The 21,618-nt window shown below is 44.5% G+C and carries 18 protein-coding genes; 2 read left to right on the top strand and 16 right to left on the bottom strand.

Translation table 11 applies throughout. The features are described from left to right. The first annotated feature begins 115 nt into the window (after nt 1-115). On the top strand, nt 116-1,705 hold the full coding sequence (locus tag VM640_RS16655) for a methylenetetrahydrofolate reductase C-terminal domain-containing protein (protein ID WP_325394257.1): 1,590 nt from the start codon (nt 116-118) through the stop codon (nt 1,703-1,705). Between the two features lie 331 nt (nt 1,706-2,036). Here the strand turns inward: VM640_RS16655 and rsmA are convergent, their stop codons facing one another. The 8 genes from rsmA to metG form a co-directional block, all read right to left on the bottom strand. Then, nucleotides 2,037-2,885: a 16S rRNA (adenine(1518)-N(6)/adenine(1519)-N(6))-dimethyltransferase RsmA gene (gene rsmA, locus VM640_RS16650; protein ID WP_325394255.1), complete on the bottom strand. Its 849-nt coding sequence runs from the start codon at nt 2,883-2,885 to the stop codon at nt 2,037-2,039. 9 nt (nt 2,886-2,894) lie between these two features. Continuing rightward, a complete protein-coding gene (gene rnmV, locus VM640_RS16645) occupies nt 2,895-3,437 on the bottom strand; it encodes a ribonuclease M5 (protein ID WP_325394253.1) in 543 nt (180 codons plus the stop codon). Between the two features lie 147 nt (nt 3,438-3,584). Beyond that, nucleotides 3,585-4,742, bottom strand: a complete 1,158-nt coding sequence (locus VM640_RS16640; protein ID WP_325394251.1) for a glycosyl hydrolase family 18 protein — start codon at nt 4,740-4,742, stop codon at nt 3,585-3,587. Nucleotides 4,743-5,552: 810 nt separating this feature from the next. Continuing rightward, nucleotides 5,553-6,269: an N-acetylmuramoyl-L-alanine amidase family protein gene (locus tag VM640_RS16635; protein WP_325394249.1), complete on the bottom strand. Its 717-nt coding sequence runs from the start codon at nt 6,267-6,269 to the stop codon at nt 5,553-5,555. A 145-nt stretch (nt 6,270-6,414) separates the two neighbouring features. Further along, complete coding sequence (locus tag VM640_RS16630) at nt 6,415-7,584, bottom strand: ubiquitin-like domain-containing protein (protein WP_325394246.1); 1,170 nt, start codon at nt 7,582-7,584, stop codon at nt 6,415-6,417. A 91-nt stretch (nt 7,585-7,675) separates the two neighbouring features. Beyond that, nucleotides 7,676-8,470: a G5 and 3D domain-containing protein gene (locus tag VM640_RS16625; RefSeq protein ID WP_325394244.1), complete on the bottom strand. Its 795-nt coding sequence runs from the start codon at nt 8,468-8,470 to the stop codon at nt 7,676-7,678. 194 nt (nt 8,471-8,664) lie between these two features. Continuing rightward, a complete protein-coding gene (locus tag VM640_RS16620) occupies nt 8,665-9,429 on the bottom strand; it encodes a TatD family hydrolase (protein ID WP_325394242.1) in 765 nt (254 codons plus the stop codon). Next, nucleotides 9,426-11,426, bottom strand: a complete 2,001-nt coding sequence (metG, locus tag VM640_RS16615) for a methionine--tRNA ligase (RefSeq protein ID WP_325394240.1) — start codon at nt 11,424-11,426, stop codon at nt 9,426-9,428. The genes VM640_RS16620 and metG overlap by 4 nt, the downstream gene beginning before the upstream one ends. 272 nt (nt 11,427-11,698) lie before the next feature. On the opposite strand from metG, the gene VM640_RS16610 reads away from it, so the two are divergent. Beyond that, nucleotides 11,699-11,977, top strand: a complete 279-nt coding sequence (locus VM640_RS16610; RefSeq protein WP_325394275.1) for an AbrB/MazE/SpoVT family DNA-binding domain-containing protein — start codon at nt 11,699-11,701, stop codon at nt 11,975-11,977. Between the two features lie 344 nt (nt 11,978-12,321). Here the strand turns inward: VM640_RS16610 and rsmI are convergent, their stop codons facing one another. The 8 genes from rsmI to VM640_RS16570 all read right to left on the bottom strand — a co-directional run bounded on the left by rsmI (nt 12,322) and on the right by VM640_RS16570 (nt 21,140). Continuing rightward, nucleotides 12,322-13,161 carry a 16S rRNA (cytidine(1402)-2'-O)-methyltransferase gene (rsmI, locus tag VM640_RS16605; RefSeq protein ID WP_325394238.1) on the bottom strand — a complete coding sequence of 280 codons (840 nt, stop codon included), beginning with the start codon at nt 13,159-13,161 and terminating at the stop codon, nt 12,322-12,324. Nucleotides 13,162-13,418: 257 nt separating this feature from the next. Then, nucleotides 13,419-13,730, bottom strand: coding sequence for an initiation-control protein YabA (locus VM640_RS16600; protein ID WP_325394236.1), 312 nt, complete (start codon nt 13,728-13,730; stop codon nt 13,419-13,421). Continuing rightward, the gene (locus VM640_RS16595; protein ID WP_325394234.1) at nt 13,727-14,560 is read right to left on the bottom strand and encodes a PSP1 domain-containing protein; all 834 of its coding nucleotides are present in this window, start codon (nt 14,558-14,560) and stop codon (nt 13,727-13,729) included. The genes VM640_RS16600 and VM640_RS16595 overlap by 4 nt, the downstream gene beginning before the upstream one ends. A gap of 1 nt (nt 14,561) precedes the next feature. Continuing rightward, nucleotides 14,562-15,422: a DNA polymerase III subunit delta' gene (locus VM640_RS16590; protein WP_325394233.1), complete on the bottom strand. Its 861-nt coding sequence runs from the start codon at nt 15,420-15,422 to the stop codon at nt 14,562-14,564. Nucleotides 15,423-15,428: 6 nt separating this feature from the next. Beyond that, nucleotides 15,429-16,865: an aminotransferase class I/II-fold pyridoxal phosphate-dependent enzyme gene (locus VM640_RS16585; RefSeq protein WP_475394585.1), complete on the bottom strand. Its 1,437-nt coding sequence runs from the start codon at nt 16,863-16,865 to the stop codon at nt 15,429-15,431. 397 nt (nt 16,866-17,262) lie between these two features. Continuing rightward, the gene (locus VM640_RS16580) at nt 17,263-18,498 is read right to left on the bottom strand and encodes a Ger(x)C family spore germination protein (RefSeq protein WP_325394229.1); all 1,236 of its coding nucleotides are present in this window, start codon (nt 18,496-18,498) and stop codon (nt 17,263-17,265) included. Beyond that, nucleotides 18,480-19,565 carry a GerAB/ArcD/ProY family transporter gene (locus VM640_RS16575; RefSeq protein ID WP_325394227.1) on the bottom strand — a complete coding sequence of 362 codons (1,086 nt, stop codon included), beginning with the start codon at nt 19,563-19,565 and terminating at the stop codon, nt 18,480-18,482. Before VM640_RS16575 ends, VM640_RS16580 begins: the two co-directional genes overlap by 19 nt. Then, entirely contained in the window at nt 19,566-21,140 is a 1,575-nt protein-coding gene (locus tag VM640_RS16570; protein WP_325394225.1) for a spore germination protein, read from the bottom strand. Nucleotides 21,141-21,618: the final 478 nt, after the last annotated feature.

Here is a 21,618-nt window from a genome sequence, read left to right as displayed (position 1 = left end):
TAAAAAAGCCTATTGAAAGGATTGTCGTAATTGTACTACAATTAGAAGAGGTATATGGACACGTACTTATCGATCTTCACTTTGACCAAGGGAAGGGTAGGAAAGGGGAAAAAAGATGGATAACCAATTTAAAAAGTCTCTCCTCGATAAAACAACAATGTCTGTGACCTGGGAGTTAGTTCCGGGTAGAGGAGCACGAGAAAAGGCCCAAGAAAATGCTCTCTTTGCTGCTGAACAAGCAGCAAAAGGAGGAAGAGTTCATGCCTTAACGATCACAGATAACCCGGGTGGCAATCCAGCGATGCTTGCCGACTATTTAGGAGAAGAAATTCTAAAATTAGGGATTGAGCCTCTCGTTCACTTTACCTGCAAAGACAAAAACCGCAACCAAATGGAAAGCCAACTTTATGCTCTTGACCGCGCTGGGGTGCGTAATCTCTTAGTAATGACTGGAGACTATACCGTTTCGGGCTTCGCGGGACGCCCTAAGCCTGTTTTCGACCTTGATCCGACTCATGTTTGTGAGCTGATCACGGAAATGGATCAGGGCTTGGAAGTTCCCACTCCCAAAGGGGTCATCCGTCAACAACCGAGTGATTTCTTTGCCGGCGCCGCAATCTCTCCCTTTAAAGGAACAGAAGCGGAGCAAATGATTCAATATTATAAACTGAAAAAGAAAATAGCCAGCGGAGCCCAATTTATTGTCACTCAGCTTGGCTATGATGCTCGGAAATTCCATGAAGTATTACAATTTATGAAGTTGAATGATTTAAATATGCCGATCATTGGTAATATCTACATTCTACCTTATGGAGCTGCTCGGATTATGAATCAGAATCAGCTTCCAGGATGCGTTGTTACTGATAAACTACTTGCTGAACTGGATCAAGAAAGAAAAGCTGAGGATAAAGGGCTAAGCGTTCGCCTCCTGAGAGCCGCTAAAATGTACGCCATCCTGAAAGGCATGGGCTTTGCTGGGGTGCACATCGGCGGAAATAATGTCAAATACGAGCAAGTCGAATACATTATTGATAAGGGTGAAGAACTCAGTTCGAACTGGATGGATCTCGTCCGTGAATTCGACTATCCTATCCCTGATGGATTCTATTATTATGAAAAGGACGAAAAAACAGGACTTAACACAACGATCCCTGTTAATCGCCAAAACCTTCCGCTTAATGCGCCTGTCGGAGCAGGCTTCCATGCCTTACGGCTTATGCACAGCCTCATTTTCACCCCCAATAAGGCCTTTTTCCCAATCATGCGGAGTATTTATAAATCTCGAAAGAACCCCCGCAAACATGGTCTAGAACATGTCATAAAGGTCATCTCGAATGACTGTAAAGACTGTGGTGATTGTGCCTTACTCGATATGGCATATCTTTGCCCGATGTCCCAATGCCCCAAAAATCAACGAAATGGAGCCTGCGGCGGGAGTTTTCAGGGCTGGTGTGAAGTATATCCCAATGAAAAACAATGTGTCTATGTCAGAGCCTATTCGCGCTTAAAGAAAATCGGCGAAGAACAGCAACTGGATTCCTATCATCTTCCACCCGCAAACTGGGATCTTTATCAAACCTCGGGTTGGTCAAACTTCTATTTGGGACGCGACCACTCTGCCGCGATCCTCGGAATACCTACTTCAGAGGAAGAAGCTTCCAATTCACAAACAAAAGCTGACCCCAAAAAGGATGTTGCCAAATAAGCAACAATTTTTAAAGAGCGCCTATTCGTCAAGTCTCAATTTTGACGAACAGATACTCTTTCTTTATACTCTTCGCTATCGCTTGTCACAAGCTAAGTCTTCTTTATCCTACGATGCATGTATTTATGTCCGGCAGGATAAGGCGACTAAAGCAATCACCTGCGCTATTGCTTGGTGCTGGCTAAGTCTTCTTTATCCTACGATGCATGTATTTATGTCCGGCAGGATAAGGCGACTAGAGCAATCGCTTTGGCGCTGGCTAAGTCTTCTTTATCCTACGATGCATGTATTTATGTCCGGCAGGATAAGGCGACTAAAGCAATCACCTGCGCTATTGCTTGGTGCTGGCTAAGTCTTCTTTATAGATTTGAGTTATCGTCTGAAACTCCTCGATACTTAGGGTCTCTGCCCGTCTCTGATCATCAATACCTACCTGTTTCAGAATTCCAACTACCATCTGTTTCTCAATTCCCAACCCAGATGAGAGTGAATTTCCCAAGGTCTTTCGGCGTTGACCAAAAGCTGCTTTTACCACCCGGAAAAAATCTTTGGAGTTCACTTGAAGGCCCGGGTAGGGACGCAAATTAAGGCGGACAACTGCCGAATGAACTTTAGGTGCTGGCCAAAAGGCTTGGGGTGAAACATTGCAAATTCTTTCAGCCTCTGCTGCAACTTGCACTGCGATAGACAGAACTCCATAAGCTTTACTCCCCGGTTTAGCAACTAAACGATCAGCAACCTCCTTCTGGACCATTACTGTCATCCCGATCAGAGATTCTTTTTGCTCCAGAAAATGCATGAGGAGCGGACTGGTAATATAATAAGGCAAATTTCCGATCAAAAATCCTTTTTGATCGCCCCAGATCTCACTCAATTCTAGCTTCAAGGCATCCATAGTTAAAATCTCCAATGGGAGTCCTTGAAGTTCACGCTGAAGTATTTCAATCTTACTTTGATCCACTTCTACCGCCCACAGCTTATCAACTGCGCGGGCAAGAATCCGTGTCAATACTCCAAGACCAGGACCAATCTCCACAAGTGGAGTCTCGGAATCAATCACACTTGCTCTTACAATCTCAGAAATTACCTGATCGTCCATCAGAAAATTCTGCCCCAGAGATTTATGGGCCCGGGCACCTTTCCTGAGTAAACGACGTGTATAATCAGCTGCGTTTTCCATCCGTACCTCCTACTCCTGTTTGATCGCCCTATTAAAATCTTCACGAGAAATTCGAAAACGATTTATCCGGTGTAAAAACTGCTTCGCGTTAGTATCCCCTAATCCCAAGATCCGGCCAACCGTTCGCCGTTTCTCTGCCGAATCTGGAAGCCCAGTGAGCCCTGTTCGAACTAGGTCATCCATAATAAAAATAGGATCTCCTGCTTCATCATGTTCCACTTGAATAAATTTAAAGGCCCGGCGAATGTCCTCTGGAGTAGCATTTTCAACTCCTATATCCTTATCGTCTTGCGAACGAGCATCTTTTTTAGACAAATAAACGTGTTTAGCCTCAGGTACCGTATGACGTATGCGTTCTCTGATCTGTTCCCCCACCGAATCTGGATCCGTCAAGACGATGACTCCTCGCCGGGCAGCCATTTCCTTGATATACTGAAGCTTTTCACGTGTTAAGCCATACCCTTCCGTCCAGATAATATCAACTGCGCCTAAAGCACGACGCACGGCCTGGGCATCATTTTTGCCTTCGACAACAATCAATTCTTCAATCATCCAATAACCTTCCTCTTCTTACACTGCTTTATTATCTTATCTTATCTTTCTTGCTTTCTCAAATTTTTCTCAAATCGATAAGAGCGGAGGCATTCCCCCGCTCTTCATTTTTCCCCTAAACCGGTTCTAATTGCAAGATGGCTCAAATTACTGTTTGTTTTTATTTGTACCATAAGTTTTGATCAAACTATCCCAGATATCGGGATCCTCCATGCCAATTCGCCAGACCGCGACCCCATGTAGCTTATGCTCTTTAGCATACTCCATCTTCGGTTGCAAACTCTTGGCATTTTCTAAATAGACCTCATGACGGATGCCGTTGGCCGTATAAGCATAATGAGGTACTTTATGCTCTTCATCGAATTGCACTTGGACCCCTTGCTTTTTCGCACGCTCGATTGTTTGAGCATAAGATAAATAGTCGGGAACTGTAGGCTTGCTAGAGCCCCAATCAAAGGAATAGACTGGAAGACCCATGACGATCTTTTCTTTCGGAATCTTTCCTACAGCATAGCTAATCACCTTATTAACCCACGCGTGGGAAGCAATGGGTCCCTGGGTCGTTCCCAGACCGTGTTCATCATAGGTCATGAGTACCACTTGGTCTGAGGCCTTCCCGATAGCTGCATAGTCATATGCACCGGACCACAAATCTGAGGGATAGTCAATATATTTTGCAGGAATCGATACGTTGAGAACTTTGTCTTTGGCCTTTAGGGCCTTATGCAGTTCATCTAGAAAAGCAGAATAATTGTTACGGTCTCCAGGCGGTGTTTTTTCAATATCAATCGCAAGCCCATCCCATTTCTCATTAATCGTCAGGTTAACAAGGTTATTGACAAAAGCAGATCTTACAGAGGAATTGGCTAAAACCTTATGGGCAAGATTAGCATCAAATCCCCCGCCTCTCATGTTATGAATCAAGGCATAAGCTTTAGCTCCATTTTTTTGAGCCGTCTCTTTAATACTCAGGTCCTTCTTGCCTGAGGTCACAATCTTCCCATTTTCATCGAAGGTGTACCAGAAGAAAGAAACTTCATCTAACATTTTGATGTTCTTCATCATTGATTCTTTCGAACCCGGCGTAGAACCCTCGGGATCAGTGTAAAAACCCATAACGATGCGCTTTTCAGTGCCAAGGACATCTTGGCGAGTATCTGCTTCCGCTTGAGGAGGTTGGCCATTCTCCGTCATCTGTTTTTGTGGTTGTGTTGGCGGTGTAGGCTCTTGCACCGGATTGCATCCGGTTAAGTTAAGTCCTAAAACTAAGACGGCGATTATAGAAAATGTCAGAAACCGTTTCATTCAGAGATCAACTCCTTCATCTTGATTCGGTGACTGATTTTATTTTTCCCTCTTCGATTCAGCTTATGTATCTTGATTCATCCAGAATAAACCAAAAAAACTTGGCTTGTGCCAAGCATAGCGAAGGCAGAAGCTCTAGTCGCCTTATCCTGCCGCATAGAAATACATGCATCGTAGGATAAAGAAGACTTGGCTTATGCCAAGCATAGCGAAGGCAGAAGGCTTAGTCGCCTTATCCTGCCGCATAGAAAACTTGCATCGTAGGATAAAGAAGACTTGGCTTGTGCCAAGCGTAGCGAAAGCAGAAGCTCTAGTCGCCTTATCCTGCCGCATAGAAAACATGCATCGTAGGATAAAGAAGACTTGGCTTATGCCAAGCGTAGCGAAAGCAGAAGCTCTAGTCGCCTTATCCTGCTACATAGAAATACATGCATCGTAGGATAAAGAAGACTTGGCTTATGCCAAGCGTAGCGAAAGCAGAAGCTCTAGTCGCCTTATCCTGCCGCATAGAAAACATGCATCGTAGGATAAAGAAGACTTGGCTTGTGCCAAGCGTAGCGAAAGCAGAAGCTCTAGTCGCCTTATCCTGCTACATAGAAATACATGCATCGTAGGATAAAGAAGACTTGGCTTGTGCCAAGCATAGCGAAGGCAGAAGCTCTAGTCGCCTTATCCTGCCGGGCTTAACCACATGCATCGTAGGATAAAGAAGACTTGGCTTGTGCCAAGCATAGCGAAGGCAGAAGGCTTAGTCGCCTTATCCTGCCGGGCTTAACCACATGCATCGTAGGATAAACAGTTTTTATGCTTTTAGGGAAGATCAAAATACCGAGCAATTCCTTTGGCTACAGAACGTGCTAACTGATCCTGATACCACGCTTGTTGCAGCTTGATCCGTTCCTTGGGGTTGGATATATATCCCAATTCAACGATGACTGCTGGCATTGGCGTATTCTTTATAATATAAAAATCTCCTGGCTTAGCTATGCGCCGATTCATACCCGGAACCTTAATTAATTCCTGTTGGATACTCTCCGCTAATTTTCTTCCTTCTTCAGATTGGGTCTGAAAAAACGTCTCAGCACCAGAATTCTGACCGGTTACAGTAGCATTAAGATGCAAGCTGATTAATGCGTCAGCATTCGCTTGTTTCGCTAAATCAATCCTATAATTTAAATCCGCTTGTTTCTTAGTCTTTCTCCCCCTTGTCCCCTCAGGAACATAGTCTATATCTTCTTCTCGCGTTAAGAAGACTTGAATTCCACTCGGTTTAAGAAGTTCACCTACCCGTTTCGCCATTTGTAGATTGATTTCTTTTTCATATAGCCCTTGTGCTGTTATTGCTCCTGGATCATACCCTCCATGCCCAGCATCAATGACCACGATATGCAGGGTATTTAATTGACTTATAACCACTATTGAACCTTGCCAGAGAACGGAAAATATTGTACCCAACATTAGCATTAAGATAATAAAAACTGCCATTCCCCTTGTATTTCTACCCATGAAGATCACTGGTTTACGCAAGCCTCTCCCCCCTCTGAATCCCGTTCTATCTTTAAAATATGATAATGAGGCTTGTAAACATTCTCCTACCTTGGTTGAAATAGCAAAAGGGAGCTTATCTTGCGATAAGCTCCCCCTAACATTAATTTGGTAGCTAAGACTTTTATTATTTGATGTAAACAACTACCGACCGTACACCCCAGGAATTAGCCGCCTCCTCTGAATTCATATAGAGGTCAAGACGGTTTCCTTTGATTGCACCTCCCGTATCTAGAGCGACCCCATCGCCATAGCCTTCAACATAGAGAGAACTACCTAATGGGATGACTCTCGGGTCGACAGCAACGATTCCGTAATGTACATCATCTCCGGTCGCTGTAACCGATCCTGAGGAGTAGGCACTCGCGCGAACTAAAATAGCCTTCGAAAAATTTATCATGCGCCCACCACGAGAAATCGAGGTTTGCGCTCCACGCGAAACAACTTGATTAACAGGAGAACGAAGCACTTTTTGCTCAAGGACATCCCGTGTTACTTCTTTTGCATCTTCGTAGGTTATCCGTACAACTTGTTGATTAAGTCCATTCGCCCCATTATTTACAAGGCGATCAGGTAGTCCGACCGGGAAATCAGAGGCTTTAGCAACAACTTGGTAAGGTATTTCTGTTGTTACTGTCTCCACTTTTTCTGTAACCCTTACGACCTGGATCTCATCGTTTTCTTTTAAGTCCTGATCCAAAGGTAGTGAAACTTTATCATGCTCACCCAGTGTAATTCCTATTTTGGTTAGTGCTTCAGCTACAGTCCGAGGCGCTAAATATGCATCAATTTGTTTTCCATCGACTTTCACATGAATCGGCATGGCTCGCTTAACATCTAAATCCATATTTGCCACTAAAGGATTTTGGCGATCCGTATTTACTTCATCTGTTTCCTGGATATTTAGCCCTAACCGATCTGATAAATCTCGCAAAGCTTCACCTACAGTTAGCTTGGGTGAGCGACCAGTATAAACTTGGCCATCGAGCTTTAACGTCAGTGGAAGGCTTCGAGTGACCTCGACCTCCATTCCCTTGGTCACTTGAGCAGAACGGTCAGGGACGACGATGTCTTCTGGGTAAATACCGAGTCGTGAGTATTTCAGAGTGCTACCTACTGTATTGTTGATTGTTGTTAGACTAACGACTTTCCCGTCAATCTGTACGTTGATTGTCTTCGCTTTTAACACAAGAACGAACGTAATAACTAATAGTATTCCAAATAAAGCTGCGGATATTTGAGCTTTGCGGGAGCTTCGAACTAACGACATAGCTCTTGTCCCCGTTTCCTCAATCATTGAATCCCCCCATAAAATATTTAGCATGATTTCCAGATAACCTACAACCTCATTTTAACCTAAGTGTAGTCAGTTGTCAAAATTAATTACATTATTTTACATTTAATATATATACTTTAGCTGGTCGTCTCCCCCAATTTAAGCAGCGCTGGAGGCTGGGAAAAAACACATCAATGATATTTCCTTTAATTAATCCGCCCGTATCAGCTGCGATTGCATACCCATAACCCTCAACATAGACCTGACTCCCTAAGGGAATTACCCGTGGATCTACAGCAATCAAACCCTCCCTGGGCTCGACACCTGTTGCCGTCCGATTACCGGTATAGGTGTATGCTGTCGCTTCCATACTCATTACCATTTGGACATTCAACTTGCTCAAATCAATTTCTGCTTTAGCCTCCGGCTTCTTGGCGACAGCGGGTTGACTGTTACGCAGGACCACTCGCTTCTTGGAAGATTCCAGCATAAATTGATATGTTATTTGTTCGCTATTAATTTCTCCGTTTACTTGGGTTATTTTGATGACCCGCCGTTCAATTCCTTTCTCTCCCTCTTCCTTGACCTTGCTCATACCAGGTGCCAGTTGGTTTGACTCAACATAGTCCGTCACAACCGGAACTTCTATATCTTCAATCCGAAATTCCGTATGAATTTGTGTACTCAGTTCGGGCTCGGATACAGCTTTCTCTGGCGGAGAAGGTGCGATCGGTGTTGACGGCTGAATCTGGGGCACTTTTATTTGTGGAAACTGCATGATCGCTTTATCTGTTGGTAGATAAACCAAAGTCGTTCCAACTAATAATAGTCCACTGCCTATGTACATACTTCGGTTCTTGGCAATATGCCATAAATCTATATAGTTAGCAATCGGCAATGAATACATTTTCTTCCCCCCTCATCCTAAACGTATGATTAGGCCAAGCAAAAAAGAACTCTCCAGCAACCTCATCATCTTGCTTTAAGTTGCCTCTCCTCGAATTACAGGAATTCATTACTTTTTAAGCTCAAATAATGTTTAAAAAAATAGATCCGAAAAACTACCAAAGTTTTTCGGATCTTCTAGTGTGACTCACAATATTAATTTAGATTAAATAAACGAACAGCATTTTGAAAAGACTGCTGAGCTACTTCCTTTAGACTAAGCTCGCGAATTTTCGCTATTCTGGCCACAACTTCGCGAACATAAGTTGGTTCATTTCGCTTACCCCGATAAGGTTCAGGGGTTAAATACGGAGAATCAGTCTCCACCAAGAAACGATCAAGCGGTACCTTACTTGCTACTTCTACCGTATGGCGAGCGTTTTTAAACGTGAGAGGTCCGGCAAAGGAGAGATAAAAGCCCAAATTCAGGACAATCTTAGCCATTTCCCAGGAACCTGAATAGCAATGGAATACTCCTCCATGTTTAGGCGGATGTTCCTTAACGATTTTTAGAAGATCTCCGTGAGCCTCGCGATCGTGAATGATAATCGGTAAGCCCGCTTGATCAGCAAGCTCAATCTGCTGAATAAAGATCTCCTGCTGGACAGGCCGGGGGGAAAGATCACGGTAATAGTCCAGCCCGATCTCTCCCCAACCAATGACCTTTTCATCCTTTGCCAGTTGGAGAAGGGTTCCCCACGTTTCAGGGGTTACTCCTTCTGCATCATGGGGATGAACTCCGACTGCAGCATAAATAAAATCGTAACGATGGGCCAAATCAACGGAATGCTCAGAGGAGGCCAAATCATACCCGACATTGGTCACGCGGGAAATCTGAGCATTTTTCATGTTTTCGAGAACCTGGTCAAAGTCCTCCCGATAACGGGGATCATCGAGATGGGCATGGGTATCCCAAATCATTTGACGCGGGCTCCACCCGGTAAATCTTTATTAACAGTCAGTACTTCTAATACTCCATCCTGAGAAGCGGCTAAGATCATGCCCTGAGAAACAATTCCCCGTAATTTTGCTGGCTTAAGATTGGCCACGATGACCACAGATTTACCCACGAGATCTTCGGGGGCATAGTGTTGGGCGATTCCGGAAACGATCGTGCGCTTCTCTCCAGCTACTTCAATCTCTAATTTCATAAGTTTGTCTGTCTTCTCAACTTTTCCCGCTTGAAGAATCTTGGCAACTCGCAAATCTATCTTAGCGAATTCATCAATTGTAATTTCCTCTTTAATAGGCTCAAACTCTAGCTTTCCTTCAGAAATTTGGTTTTCCGAACTGGTTTGGTCTTGCGCTTGCTCAGTTAACTTTTCTGTCGACTGCTGAGCATTGTTTTGTTCTTGATTCACGTTTTGATTCTCTCCTTCAGTTTTCCATTGTGATAAATCAATGCGAGGGAACAAAGGTTGGCCCTTCTCAACCTGTATTCCTGCCGGTAAGACATCCCAGTGATCTGCTTCTTCCCAACGAAGCATCTCTTGGTCAACTCCGAGAAGTTGGAGCATCTTACCCGGAAGTTTAGGCATAAACGGTGCACAAAGAATTGCAAAGATACGAATCGCTTCGGCAAAGGTATGCAACACCTGATCCAGTCTAGCCTGTGAATTTTCTTGTTTAGCAAGCGCCCATGGTGCCGTTTCATCGACATATTTATTCATCCGAGCGACCAGCCGCCAGATACTTTCCAACGCACCCGCCGGATCCAAAGCTTCCATCCTTTCTTCAACCTTAGCTTTTACTTCTTGGCTTAACGCCTTAAGCTCTTGTTCTAAAGCAGTATCTTCACTCGCTTTGGGAAGAAGACCGTTCCTATATTTCACAATCATCGCCAGGCTTCGAGAAACGAAATTCCCCAGATCATTAGCTAAATCACTATTGAGACGTTCTACAAGATTATCTTCTGAATACGTACCATCCGTCCCCACTTGCATTTCGTGGAGGAGGAAGTAGCGAATCGCATCCGATCCATAACGTTGGATTAACTCAAATGAGTCCTGAACATTCCCTCGCGACTTGGAAATTTTACCGCCTTCCTTGCTTAAAAACCAACCATGTCCATACACTTCTTTTGGCAAAGGAAGTCCCAAAGCGATCAAAATAATCGGCCAAATCACGGCATGGAAACGCACAATATCTTTTCCCATTAAATGAACATCTGCAGGCCAATACTTTTTATAGAGCTCACCATCAGGGAAGCCTAAAGCAGAAATATAGTTAATCAAAGCATCTAGCCAAACATACACCACGTGTTTCGGATCAAAAGGAACTTGAATTCCCCATTGGAAAGTCGTCCTCGACACGCAGAGATCTTCCAGCCCGCCTTCTATAAAACGAATCATTTCATTGCGTCGCGAAACAGGTTGAATAAATTCCGGATGTTCCTGAATATGTTTCAGCAAAACATCTTGATATTTAGAAAGCTTGAAGAAATAACTCTCTTCTTTTAATAGCTCGACCTCTCGCCCACAATCAGGATTTGGACATTTGCCATCGATTAACTTACTTTCCGGCCAGAAGGTCTCACAGGGGGTACAATACCAGCCCTCGTATTCGGACTTATAAATATCCCCTTGATCATGAAGTTTTGTAAAAAGCGCTTTGACGACCTTATGATGACGTTCCTCTGTTGTCCGAATGAAGTCATCATTAGAGATGTCCAGCTCCTCCCAAAGCGACTTAAACCTTTCCACAATCCCATCGACATAACGTTTAGGATCCATGCCTTTACTTTCAGCAGTGCGCACAATCTTTTGAGCATTTTCGTCCGTACCTGTCAAAAAGTAAACATCGTCTCCTTTCATGCGATGATACCGGGCAAAGGCATCGGCCGCAACCGTCGTGTAAGCGGTTCCAATATGGGGACTCGCATTGGGATAGAAAATTGGGGTTGTTATGTAATATTTCAAGAGACTCATCCTCTCCAAGATAATTTAAGACGATCAAAATCTAATATGAAGTTTTCCGTCGAACTTAGAGATAGTTAAAGTAAGCTTAATTTACTATTTAGTGAATCACAACGGGTTTTTTTTGTCAAGTATATCCACATCCAAACCGTTTTTATTCTTTTTTTATAGATATACAACTTTTTTCCAGAAACCCGTTGACTTTAAATGGTATCGTTGGTATCATAAGGGTGTAGTAAATTGTCGAATGTTGTTATAAGGAGGAAGAACTTATGATGAAATCAACTGGAATCGTGCGAAAAGTAGATGAACTCGGCCGCGTTGTACTTCCGATCGAACTGCGTAGAACTTTGGGAATTGACGAAAAAGATGCTCTTGAGATCTACGTTGATCAGGAAAAAATCATTCTCAAAAAATATGAGCCTGCTTGTGTTTTTTGTGGTAATGCCGGCGATATTCAAGTTTTTCATGGCAAAAACGTTTGTCGCGAATGTGCCGCAGCTATGGGAGCAACAGTAGCTACAGCTACCAGTAATGAATCAGAAGCTGTTTAACTGAAACGAAATACATAGGAAGGCGTCAATGCCTTCTTTTTTTTATCCTACGATGCATGTATTTATGTCCGGCAGGATAAGTGCAACTAGGGCTTCTGCCTTCGCTTTGCTTGGCACAAGCCAAGTTTTCTTTATCCTACGATGCATGTATTTATGTCCGGCAGGATAAGTGCAACTAGGGCTTCTGCCTTCGCTTTGCTTGGCACAAGCCAAGTTTTCTTTATCCTACGATGCATGTATTTATGTCCGGCAGGATAAGGCAACTAGGGCTATCGCCTGTGCAAACGCTTGGCGCTAGCCGAGTTTTCTATATCCAAGACTTGGTTTAAGCCAAGTCTTTTTACTTATTTCCCCTCTAAAGTAGCTTGATAAACTGCTCTCTTGCTAATCCCGTATTTCTTAGCGACCTGTTTCATCGCTTCCTTCGGTTGGAGTCCCTGTTTGATTCCCTCTTCCACTTCCCTTTGCCACTCTTCGGGACCGCCTTGTGCTGGCTGTTCCTCATAGGGAGCTAAAAGAACGCAGATTTCTCCACGCGGAGAGGTCGCTTGGAACTCCGCCAGTAAACTCACTAACCTTCCCCGATGTACCGTTTGGTGGAGTTTTGTGAGTTCACGAACCACTACCGCTTCGCGGTCTCCCCATACCTCTATAAGATTGGCAAGGGTATCTACCAGCCGGTGAGGGGCCTCATAGAAAATCTGTGTAAAAGGAAGCTTAGCATACCCTTCAAGTTCCCGTTTCCGAGCACTCTGTGTTGATGGGAGAAAACCATGAAAAAGGAAGTGTGCATTGGGGAGTCCTGAAAGAACCAAAGCCGTTAAGCCCGCATTAGGTCCAGGTAGAACATCGACGGGCACCTTTTCAGACAAACATAAGCGAATAACCTCTTGACCAGGATCGGAAATTCCCGGCATCCCGGCATCGGAAATCAAGGCTATCGTTTCTCCGTTTTTAAGTCTGCGCACCAGTTCCTGAGCTTTCCCTTTCTCATTATGCTGATGATAACTCGTTAAAGGAGTCGTAATTTCGAAATGTTTTAAAAGGTTCCGAGAATGCCGCGTATCCTCCGCTGCAATCAGATCAGCCTCACGCAAAACCTCAAGAACTCGCAAGGTGATATCCCCTAAATTCCCGATCGGAGTCGCACAAACATAAAGCGTCCCCTTTTCAACTGTAGACAATTTAACTAACCTCTCCCATCAAACCTATAAATGTAGCAAAGAGAAGTGCGGATTGGCAGAAGAGAAGGTCTGAAGCGAACCGTTAGACAAACTTGACGAAGATAAGTACTTTCATAGAAGGGTGGAGCACAGGACGTGCTCCACCGCCAACAGAGGCAAGGATGCCGATTTTGGCGGGAACCCGATCTCCAAATCGAATCTGAGTCCTAGTTTGTCTCGGTGAGCGCCTGTCCTAAACGGATGCCAAGCCACACTTTCTAATCCTTCCTTAAAAACCCCATACAAAACAAGCAATCCCCATCCTCCAGCGGCTGTCCAAAATGGAGATGGCAGATATGAAATCCTTCCTTATATAACTTTTCCAAGTTATCATGGGCAACGCCCTGGAGGTGCTCAGCATTCGCGATGACCCGCTCGGTCTCTTGTTCTGGAATTTCACATAATTCTCGTTTTAACCTGGCATTTTCTTGTTCCAGACTTTCTACATACGGACGTAAGCGCCGTACCTCTTCGAGCAGGGAATTGACTTTCTCCTCAACCTCAGCTAAAGCCTGGGTCAATTGGCTCATACCTTCTCACTCTTTCCTTTATTCTTTTCCCCTTTCCTTTGACGCCCTTCCTGGCGTCCTCTCCCTGAAACTGGAATCGCCTGAGCTGGCTGCTCAGGTTTATCGGATTTATCTTCTTTTAAAACATTCTCCTGGTGACAGCATCCTTGATTCATCTCACAGGAATGCTTTGCCCTTTCTCTCGACTCCTCATCATAAGCGCTATTTTCATATTTCAAACAACACATGAGCCGCCCACAAATTCCGGAGATCTTAGTTGGATTAAGGGATAATTTTTGATCCTTGGCCATCCGTATCGATACGGGTTCAAAATCTCCGAGAAATGTGGAGCAACAGAGCATTCGGCCGCAGGAACCAACTCCACCCAACATCTTAGCCTCATCGCGTACGCCAATTTGCCGTAGTTCAATGCGCGTCCGAAAAACAGAGGCTAAGTCCTTAACCAATTCGCGAAAATCAACTCGTCCCTCAGCTGTAAACGAAAAAATAATTTTATTACTATCAAATGTATATTCTACATCCACCAATTTCATGGGGAGCTGATGATCTTCAATTTTTTCGAGGCAAATTCGGAAAGCCTCTTTTTCCTTAACTTTATTTTCTTCGACAATCCGCTCATCTTCCAGAGTGGCTTTGCGAATGACTGGCTTAAGTGGAGAAACAACAGTATCTTCTGGGATATCCCTTGACGCAATCACCAGGTCACCAAATTCAATCCCACGCGCGGTCTCCACAATAACTTTATCCTCAATTTTGAGCCCAAGGTCTCCTGAAGAAAAATAATAAATCTTTCCTGCCTGTTTAAAACGGACCCCTACAACCTCTACCACTTCAATATCCTCCTTGCCTGAATAATTCTAAGGCCAACACTTCAATTGCTAATCGGGGATTAGCTTGCCTTCGGATTTGATCCAGCGCTTTATTTATAGCTAAAATCGCCCCTGGACTCCTCGAGTCCTCACATTTTTGGTAGGCTAAAACCTGGAGATAGATTAAAGCTTCATTTTTCTCAACCGGGAAAAGGCCGAACACTTTCAGAAAGTCTCTTTCCTTAACGGATTCCCAAAAACTATTAACCCAATGTTTTACTTTTGCAACATCCAACTCGAGAATCACCTGAGCACTATCTGGATCCTTCCCACTCAATTGAAAGGCCTCGTTTGCCTCTTGCCGATTTATCGAAGAGTCTAGGGAATCGAGCCATATTTCTTCCCCGGACATTGGAAAGTAGACAGCCTGTGCACGACTTTGAATGGTCGGTAGCAGGGTTTCGGCATTTTGGGCACTCAGAATGATTATTGTTCTTTCTGGCGGTTCCTCGATCACCTTCAGTAACGCATTTTCTGCGGGAAGTGTCAAACGATCGGACTGTTCTAAAATAAATACTTTATATTTTCCCTCATAATGTTTACGGTATACTCGCTCTTGCCAATGGATAATCTCATCAATCCCCAACGAGGCTTTCTGAGGTTTCAGAATTTGTACATCAGGATGGTTTCCCGAATGTATCTTCCGGCAAGCAGGACACTCTAAACAAGGAGCATCTGCTCGAGGACTTTGGCAATTTAAGGCCTGAGCCAGGTATAAACCCGCTTGGCGACGTTCATTTGCCCCTCCACTATGGAACAATAGCAAATGGGCAATACGCTCTTCGAGTGCTGCCTTCACCAAAAGTTCGAGTGCGAAATTCATCGGCTCTTATCCCTCCTCAATGACCCAAATCCCATGTTCTGGGTTATCCCACCCTTGCCAACGTTTTGAGGGAGAATTCAATAGAGCCTCAAGTACTTCAGGGGTCATTTCTTCCCCCATGACAACCCAAGGAATCCCTGGTGGATAGGGAGAAATACTCTCCCCAAGAATTTTCCCTAAGCTCTCCTTAAGAGGAATCTGACGTTTAGGTGCTAAGAACGCTTCACGCGGGGTAAGTCGAAGGGGTGGTAAGGAAATCTCCAGTTCCTTAGCAGACCTTAGCGTATTTTCTCTTAGCTTAGATGGTGTTACCCCTAGACCGTTTACCTGATGAGCCCATTCCGCCATGGCGATTAATCCTTCGGTTAAGCGTAGGACCTCTTCTGGTGTATTGCCAATCCCTAATAAAAACAAAATATTTTCTTGATCCCATAATTCTGGCTCAATCCGAAAGCGAGTTCGTAAAAAATCAACAGCTAAGGGTGCCGCGAGCCCAAGTGAAGAGGTATTAACCAGAATTTTCGACCAATCCAGCTGATCAATTCCATACTGACCTTGATCCCCTGGATTCAAGATTCGGAGAGCCTTCCCCGCTTGTCCATGAAGTTCCTGAACTGCCTCAAACAGAAGATTCCAGCGGTTTTCTTGCTGAGCAAACTCAACAGCCCGTTCTAAGGAAGCCATTAAGAGATAGCTCGGACTGGAAGATTGAAGCATCTCCAGTGCTTGCTTTAAACGGCTTCTCGATATTCTCTCTCCTTGAACATGAAGCATTGCCGCCTGGGTCAAAGCACTCAACGTTTTATGAGAGCTATGTAAAACAAGATCCGCACCCCAGGCTAAAGCTCCGGAAGGAAAAAGCTTGGATAAAAAATGCGAACCATGGGCTTGGTCGACAAGGATAGGGATGGAAGGTGCCCAAAGTTCTCGGCCCCGAACCACTGGCGCGATATCTGAAAGAGTTCCATAATAACTGGGATAGGTCAAATGTATCCCTTGGATCCCCCTCCAGAGTTGAGGTTCAATCTTATACTCATACCCTAATGGTAAATGGAACTCCGGATGAATAATCGATTTTAGATAGACCGGTTCCAGTCCAGAAAGCACAAGACTCGCCATAACCGATCGATGCGATTGCCTTTCCACCAAAACCTTGCCTTTTGTTCCTGCTAATGCCAGAAACATGGCTTGATTTCCCACGGTTGCTCCATTCACCAAAAAAAAGCTCTCTTCTGCTCCAAAAACCTGGGCAGCCCGTTTTTGTGCTTCAGCAATTACGCCTTGTGGTGCGTGCAACATATCTAAACCAGAAAGTTCTGTCAGATCCTGCTCCGGGAAATTTAAACCCTCAAAAAACTCTCGTTTTCCTTTGTGTCCTGGAGTATGAAACGACAGAAACCCTTTTTCTTGGTACTTAAACAGCTCCTCTCCCAGGGATAGCAAAAACATTCCCCCAGTTCCTTTATCCGATGGAGTTTAAAAACCCTCCTGAAGTAAGTTTCCTAATATATCGAGGTATTTCCTTTTATTGTATCACATAATTTTTAAAGATTCATCTACTCAAAACAAGCCCCAATTTTATCTGCAACCTAATTACTTCAATAATTCGGAATCAGGGGAAAAGTGCTTTTTTTACCCCGGCTAGGAATCTCTGATAAAAGAGTGAACTTGGTGAACTGGAACTCAAAGTATGGCAACATTGTGAGCAAAAAAGCATCCCTTGAATTCGGATCCCATCATACAACCCTTGTGTTGGTACCTCCTGGCAGCATTGACAACTCGGCAAGACTTGAGAACACATAGTATTCATAACCTCCTCTCCATTTTTGATGACCTAAATCTATTCTTGCCGAGTTCCTTCTGGGTTAACCGGGCTAACCGGGGTATTCCGATCTACCCCACTGTGCTCAATAGTTACTTCGACATCCAAGTCGACAGGCAAATCCTGCAGCGTTTTTTCCCAATTATTACGAACTTCTTTCCAGAGACTCGGGTTCTTCTGCTCAATATGACGGCCGATTCCTAAAAAATCGTTAGGAATCTCCTTGTCTTTGTTAATGGCTGCTTGGCATTCCTTTTCAATCGCTTGCGCCACTAATTTCTCGGCATCTCCTGTAAAAGCAGCCCATTTTTCAGGAGACATCGGAGGTTGGCTTCCCATGACTTCAGTCATAGCCACTATCACCTTGAGCTGATAATTAAAACGGGGCCCTTTTTCATCCTGTGTCACACTATAGTTTGATTTAGAACGAATGACCTTCGCCGTAACACTAATCCCATTCATTTCCTCTGTACTGATAAAGCGGGTCCCTACTTCGTTTTCTAGCCACAAATATCCTTTGCTTTCTTGATCGGTTAGATAACTGACGAGTTTACCTACACGAAACACTCCGGCCCCCTCGAGCAGAAGTTCCTCAGCCTCTCCTCCTTCACTCCCTTTGTAATCAATTCCGCCTTCTCCCGGCTGTAGCCGGTCCACAACTGGAATAATGGGGGCCTGTCCTTCCCGTGATAATAAGGTAAGATAATGACCGATTCTTGTCACTGGAAATGAAGAGACTGCTTTGTTTTCTTCGATCCTACCAAGAAGACTTAAAGCCGGTAGTTGATCATTGCGAAGTTTGGTATTCAAAATATCTTTGGCCTTACCCTTTGCCACGATCATATACATTGTTCTTCTAAACTGGTAGTATCTTTGAAACGAATCAATCACCGAATTGATCCCCGATTTCGCCAGTTCCTCACCAATGACCAAGATTTTCGTTGTCCCCACAAAGGGATACCGATTAAGAATTTCAAACACTTTTTCTTCACTGAGAGGAGCATGCGTCACTTCTGTGCTAAGTATCCAATTATTAATCTCTGAGCCACTTTGTCCACCTTTTTTGGGCTGAGCAATTTGGAAGGTGAAGATAATATCTCCAGGTTTTTTCCCTTGATCAAGCCCAATACCGATAACAAAAGCCAGCTGATCCACTTCCTTTTTTCCCCAGCACCCTTCAAGGAAAAAGAGTGAAAAAATGAGGAACAGGATCAGGCCCCGTTTAAGTATTACTTTTATTTTCTTTGCCTCCACCAGCTCACCCCCCAAAGTAGGATTACCCATACAAGCGCCAACGGCAGAATAAGATAACGATCAGCTTGAGTAATTGCAATTTGGAGATCTGCTCCTCGAGTCAAAGTCCAGGGAATAACTGACATAATAGGAATGATGAACATATGAGCCACCCCGCGTTTGAGGCCGAACACAGTCTGAACTCCCCACAAACCAAGGAAATAAAAAGCAGAGACTTTAATCAAACTCGCTCCCATCCAAATCACCGTAAAAATGGACTCTATTCCGGAGACCGTCTGGGAAATCTCAATCATTTTACCTAAAGTCAATAATCCATAAGTCAGCCTTGTCGCCTCAGTAGGACCGAAAACCCAAATCTCAACAAGGGTAATGAGCATATTGAGTAACCCGACAAAGAGGAGAACATGCCACACCTTTGCTCTCATTTGTCTGATTTCTTGTTGACCTTGAGGTAAAAACTTTAAGAGGCCACCTAGAAAAAGAACGAATTCCATCGGCCAAGGAATAATCTCAATAACTCCAAATAACACGGGTTTAAACCCATTCTCGAGAAACGGGAGAAGTTCTCCCTGCTCAAAGCGTGGAATCGACAATAGGGCTGTCCCTATTAAGGCTACTGCCACTATTGGAAAAACAATCTCACAGAACCGGGCCATGACTTCAATTCCGGCATTGACTAACATTAAGACCAATACAAATCCGCTGAGTAAAAAAGCCCAAAAAGGTATTAATGGCAAAATAGAACGGGAAAACATATCAACGCCTTGTCTAGCGAGTAGTCCTCCAAAATAGATAGAAATCAGGATGGCAAGAATTCCAAAAATCTTACCCATCCACTTACCGAGAACTTGCTCGGTGATCTGAATAAGATTCTTTTGAGGGTATTTCTCAGCTAAAGACAGTAACATGAGACTGAAGGGAATACCAAAAAGAAACGCAGGAATAACTGCCATCCAACCATCACGTCCTGCCGAGCTGGCCACGGTCATCCCCACTGGAAAGAAGGTCGTTCCCAAGGTAACACCTGCACCCAACATCAGGAATTGGTGAGTAGAGATCCGCTCCATTTATTTTGTCCCCCTCGAGCCCGAGTTTGGGTCTTCCACATCAATCAATTCAGGCCTCCTTTTCATCGCCCACCAAGGAGCTCTGACGAACGTGTCCTGAAGTAAGGCGCGAATCCGCAGGGGAGCTATTGGGCTTAGATAGGGAACCCCAAAGGAACGAATGCTTAGAAGATGAATGAGCCCAGCATAGAGCCCAATCCCCACTCCATAAAAACCCATTGACCCTGCTAACAGCATCAAGGGGAATCGGGTAAGGCGGACTGCGATTCCCAAATCATAAGAAGGAATTATATAACTAGCGATGGCCGTAATCCCAATCACGATAACCATCAGAGGACTCACCAAACTTGCCTTCACTGCAGCATCCCCGATAACTAAGGCACCAACAATCCCGATCGTTTGCCCGATCGGTTTTGGTAAGCGCAATCCTGCCTCCTGAAGAATTTCTAAGGTTAACGTCATAAGTAATGCTTCAATTAAAGCCGGGAAAGGTACCCCCTCTCGCCCAGCAGCAATACTCAAGGCCAAGGAAGTGGGAAGGATCTCCTGGTGAAAGGTCGTCACGGCAATGTAGATACTGGGTGCTAGAACGGCAATCATCGCACCCAAGTACCGGACGAAGCGGATGAGAATCATAATTAATGCCCGCGCGTAATAATCTTCATTTACTTGCATAAATTTGGCCAACGTAACCGGGACAAGCAAGACGGTTGGAGTCCCATCAGCCATAATCCCCACCCGGCCCTCTAACAAATTTGCAGCGATAACATCCGGCCGTTCCGTATGAAAAACCGTAGGAAAAGGGGAGTAGGGCGAATCCTCAATCATTTCCTCAATAGAATCCCCTGCAACTACTCCATCCATTTTAATCCGGCTTAACCGCCGAAGGACCTCCGACAAAACATCAGGACTTGCAACCTTCTCGATATAACAAACCACAACATCCGTATGGGTTAAGTCCCCAAGCTTTAAGGAGACCAAGCGCAGCGAGGGATGTTTGATCTTCCTTCTGAGAAGTGAGGTATTCGTCCGTAGTGTTTCTGTGAACCCTTCTTTCGGTCCGCGAATGGTTGATTCGGTCTGAGGTTCGGAAATAGCACGCGAAGCCCAACCTCTTGCTCCAATAACCAATGCCTCTGAAAGATTCCCGAAAAAGAGGACTGCATCTCCCGATAAAATATAATCAATAGCCTCTCCCATCTTATCAATCTTCTTTATTTCACTGGCTGGTGCTAAGAGTTTAAGCACATCGTCAACAATATTCTTCTGAGTCAGCTTTTTGAAATCCGGATCAGCTTGTAAATCCACCATTAGAACCCTGAGGATAAAGTTGTCGAGGATCGACTTATCGATCAGTCCATCAACTACGACGAGCATGCACGGGATTTCCTCTTTGGCGCGCAAACTGAATTCCCGAAAAATAATGTCACTGCTTTTTTCAAGTTCCTCCCGGATTCTTTGACTGGATAATGGCTTATTACGCTCCTGATCTATCGGTAAAGTTGGGGGCTTGCGAATTTTTCGGGTATGCGGCCTTATCGTAAGATCTTTCATCATTTTCAGCCAGCTCTTCATGCTCATCCCCCCTCTTGAGCTTATTTTCGGCAAAATTCTTTCCCATTATGCAAAGGCTAAGAACCCTGCTAAACTCCATCTATTCCGAAAACCCCTTGCTCTTACTAAAGAGAACTCAACCTGCGACAAACGTTAGCGCGGAATGGCAGTATAGTCGCCTTATCCTGCCGGATAAAGAAAACTTGGCTAGCACCAAGCCCTAGCGAAGGTGGTAGCCCTAGTTGCCTTATCCTGCCGGACTTAACCACTTACATCGTAGGATAAAGAAGACTTAGCCGGCGCCAAAGCGATGGCTCTAGTCGCCTTATCCTGCCGGACTTAACCACTTACATCGTAGGATAAAGAAGACTTAGCCGGCGCCAAAGCGATGGCTCTAGTCGCCTTATCCTGCCGGACTTAAATACATGCATCGTAGGAGAACGAAAGCCGCTGGTTGCACTTATATTATCTGCCCCCAGACTTATACTTTCTGTTAGTA

Source organism: Desulfitobacterium sp., from assembly GCF_035539115.1.
GTDB lineage: Bacteria > Bacillota > Desulfitobacteriia > Desulfitobacteriales > Desulfitobacteriaceae > Desulfitobacterium_A.
This window is presented reverse-complemented; position numbering and strand designations above follow the sequence as displayed.